This window comes from Streptomyces sp. PR69 (assembly GCF_026420845.1).
Lineage (GTDB): Bacteria > Actinomycetota > Actinomycetes > Streptomycetales > Streptomycetaceae > Streptomyces.
Genome location: NZ_JAOWCB010000071.1, coordinates 1 through 3,702, shown reverse-complemented (window position 1 = coordinate 3,702; position 3,702 = coordinate 1). Strand labels below are relative to the sequence as shown.

Below are 3,702 nucleotides of genomic sequence, written 5' to 3'. Positions count from 1 at the left end.
GGCTCACACTAACGCTCCTGGTTGTAGGTACTACCCGGGCCGAGGCCCGATCCGTTCGTGTCCGTACCCGCGCTGCGTCCCTGCTGGACGCCGCGGCGCAGGTTGCTCAACCTGCCCCGGACATCCTCAGGGGCGCGGGACACCTGGGGGCCGGCCTGCGGGGTCTGCTCCGCTGTGCCCTCGATCAGATTGGCCTTGGGCACTCGCCGGGGAAGACCGGACGGGGTCACTCCGCCCGCCTTCGGGTCTCGGAGCTTCTCCGCCCGCTGCCAGCGCTGGTCGTTGACCGAGCGCCAGCCCTCGGGACCGGCATCGCTCCCGCTTCCGCTTCCGTTCGCGCTGCCGTTCGCCTCGGTCCGCCCGCTCTGCGCGGCTCCAGGGGCCTGCTCCGCGGGCTGCTGCCACTGCTGCTGACCCTGCGCCTGCTGGGGCTGCTGGGACGGCGGCGACTGCTGGCTGCTGCCGCGCCGCGGCAGACCGGCGTCGGTCAGCGCGTGGCCGCTGCTCGGAGCGGCTCCCGGATGGTCGAAGCCTACGCGGTCGGAGCCCTCGGCGGGAGCGCCGGGACCAGATTCCGATTCACTGCGGTACTCGGTCTCGTACGCGTCCTGATAGCCGCTCTGATCCGGCCACTTGGCCTGGTGGGGCTCGGAGTCGTACGAGGCGGAGTGCTGGCCGCCGGAGTCCTGCGGGGCCTGGAGGTCAGCTTCCGCATATGCGGCCTGCTGGTGCTCCTGGTAAGCGTACGGCTGCGGGGGCTGCGGCTGCCCGTTCGGGTGCTCGGCGTACTCCTGGCTGTAGTCCTGCTGGTAGGTCTGGTACGCCTGCTCCGGAGCGAAGGGCTGCTGCTCCTGGCCGGACTCCTGGTACGCGGAGTCCTGATGCGCGGGCTCCTGGTACGCGGGCTCCCGATGCGCGGAGTCCTCGTACGCGGTGCCCTGGCCGTACTCGGAGCCGTACTGCTGCTCCTGGCCGTAGTCCCGCTGGTACGCCTGCTCCTGCCCGTACTCCCCGTCGCCCGCCTTCGCGTTGGCCTGCGCCTCCAGCGCCGCCCGGCGCTCCTCACGGATCAGCGAGCGGCCCACCGGGTCGAGCTGACGCCCTTCCGCGTCCGCGTTCTCGTAGCGGGAGTCGTCGAAGCCCAGCTCCGCCGCGGTGCGCATCGGCTCCGCCTCGTAGGAGTGCTGCTCCGGGATCATCTGCGAGACGGTGAAGTCGTCGTCGGGGAGCTGTTCGCCACCGCCACCGTGGGTGATCTCGTCCGGCAGCATCACCAGCGAGGTGGTGCCCGCCTGCTCGCCCGAGGGGCGCAGCTGGACGCGGATGCCGTGCCGGTCGGCGAGGCGGCCGACCACGAACAGGCCCATGCGCTGGGAGACCGCGGCGTCCACCGTCGGCGGGTTGGCCAGCTTGTGGTTGATGTCGGCGAAGTCCTCGGCGGTCAGGCCGATGCCCTTGTCATGGATCTCGATCATGACCCGGCCGTCGGGCAGCCGGGTGGCCGTCACCCGCACCTTGGTCTGCGGCGAGGAGAACGTGGTGGCGTTCTCCAGCAGCTCGGCCAGCAGATGCACCAGGTCGGTCACGGCCCGGCCGTGGATGTCGGCCTCGGGGACGCCGGACAGCTCGATGCGCTCGTACTGCTCCACCTCGGAGGAGGCGGCGCGCATCACGTCGACGAGCGGGACCGGCTGGTCCCAGCGGCGGCCGGGCTCCTCGCCCGCGAGGACGAGGAGGTTCTCGCCGTTGCGGCGCATACGGGTCGCCAGGTGGTCCAGCTTGAACAGGTTCTCCAGCTGGTCCGGGTCGGCCTCGTTGTTCTCCAGATCCGTGATCAGGGTCAGCTGGCCCTCGATCAGCGACTGGTTGCGACGCGAGAGGTTGGTGAAGATCGCGTTGACGTTGCCGCGGAGCATGGCCTGCTCGGCGGCGAGCCGCACGGCCTCGCGGTGGACCTGGTCGAAGGCGCGGGCGACCTCGCCGATCTCGTCCTGGGAGTCGATCGGGATCGGCTGCACCCGGGTGTCGACCCGGCCCGGCTCGGTACGGGAGAGCTGGTCGACCAGCATCGGCAGCCGCTGCTCGGCGATGCCGAAGGCGGCGGTGCGCAGCTCGCGCATCGAGCGGCTCATCTGGCGGGCCATGAGACCGGCCAGGATGAAGGCGGTCAGCAGGGCGATCACCACGGCGGAGCCGATGACGATGGCGTCCCGCCTGGCGTCGTCGGCGATCTTCGACGCCTCAGACACGGCCTTGTCGACGAGTTCGGCCTCGACCTCGGAGTAGCCCTCGAACTTCGCGGTGGCCGCGCCCATCCAGGTCTCGGGCGTGATGTCCTTCGCCTTGAGGTCGTCCGGCGACAGACCCTGGCCGATCTGGGCGGCCATGCCGCTGAGGACGGAGCCGTCGGTCCCCTTGGGCGGGTTCAGGCCGGCGGCCTTGAGCTGCTTCTCGCCCGCGGCGGCCTTCGCCGCCATGACCTCCTTGAGGCGGTCCTCGTCCTCCTGGGTGCCGCCGGAGACGTACTCGGCGACGGCGATCTGCTCAAGGTAGTTGTACGAGTTGAAGGCGACGGTCTGCTTGGCGAGGACCTTGGGGTCCTCGGACGGGCGGACCAGCAGATGCATGCCGATGGAGCGCTGCAGCGACCCGGCGGCCTTGGACAGCTGGACGGCGTACAGGGTCCGGCCGAAGCTGGTGACGTTGCCGGTGCCCAGACCGAGCTCGTTGGAGAACTCCATCAGGGAGTGCTGGACCTGGACATAGCCCTCTTCGGTGGCGACCGGGTCGAGCGCCTTGCTGTACGCGGCCTCGCGCAGCTTGCTGAGCTTGGGCTCCTCCTCCTGGAAGAGCCTCAGCCGGCGCTCCAGACCCTGCCCCTCGGGCATGTCCCTGACGGCGTCCCGGAACTCCGCGGCGGCCGCGTCCGTGGCGGCGTAGGCGTCGGTGACGACCTTGACTTTGCGCTCGTCCTCGCTGGTGGCGGTGAGCAGGGGCTGCGCGGTGAGGTCGCGCTCGTTGAGCAGCGCCTGGCCGTACTTGGAGGCGGCGCGCACGATCAGCGCCGTCTTCTCGGCCTGCTCCGCCTCGTCCCAGGTGTCCACGGCCTGCTTCACCTGGAAGCCGCCCATCACCAGACCGACGAGCACGGGTATGAGAAGGATGGCGTTCAGACGGGTGGGCACACGCCAGTTGCGCGGGGACAGCGGGCTCTGGCTGCCGCCGGCCGCGGGCGTCGCGGGCGTGCTCGGCTCCTCCGCGGACGACGCGGCCGCACGCTGCGCCGGGGTGAAGTTGCCCCGCGTCTGCTGCTCTGCGGAGCTCGTCATGCTTCGCCTCACTCGACCAACAACCTCTCGGCGTCGGCACCAACCGTGTGCCGTGTGTTTCGTTCAGAGCCGTACTACTAGGGAGTTCGTCGAATTCCAGCACGTGGACCGGCCCCGATCCAAACACCTGGAATCAGCCATTCCGGGTAGCACTCGCCCCCGATAAAACGGGCATAAAGAGCGAGGCCCGCCAAAAGGCGGGGGCAATGTCAGCACAGTGACACCGATCGGATGCGATGGGTGTCCAAAGTCCGAGAATTCTCTGTCGAAACGTTATGAACCCGCCGGGCGGACCGTGTCACACGACACAGCCCGCCCGTGTTTTGTCTACGACAACTGCCGTATTGCCGTGTCGACTTGGCGATCACTACTT

The 3,702-nt window shown here is 69.6% G+C and carries 1 protein-coding gene; it reads right to left on the bottom strand.

All coding sequences use genetic code 11. The annotated features are described in order from the left end of the window. Window positions 1-8: 8 nt before the first annotated feature. A complete protein-coding gene (locus OF819_RS28890) occupies window positions 9-3,341 on the bottom strand; it encodes a nitrate- and nitrite sensing domain-containing protein (protein ID WP_416370653.1) in 3,333 nt (1,110 codons plus the stop codon). Window positions 3,342-3,702: the final 361 nt, after the last annotated feature.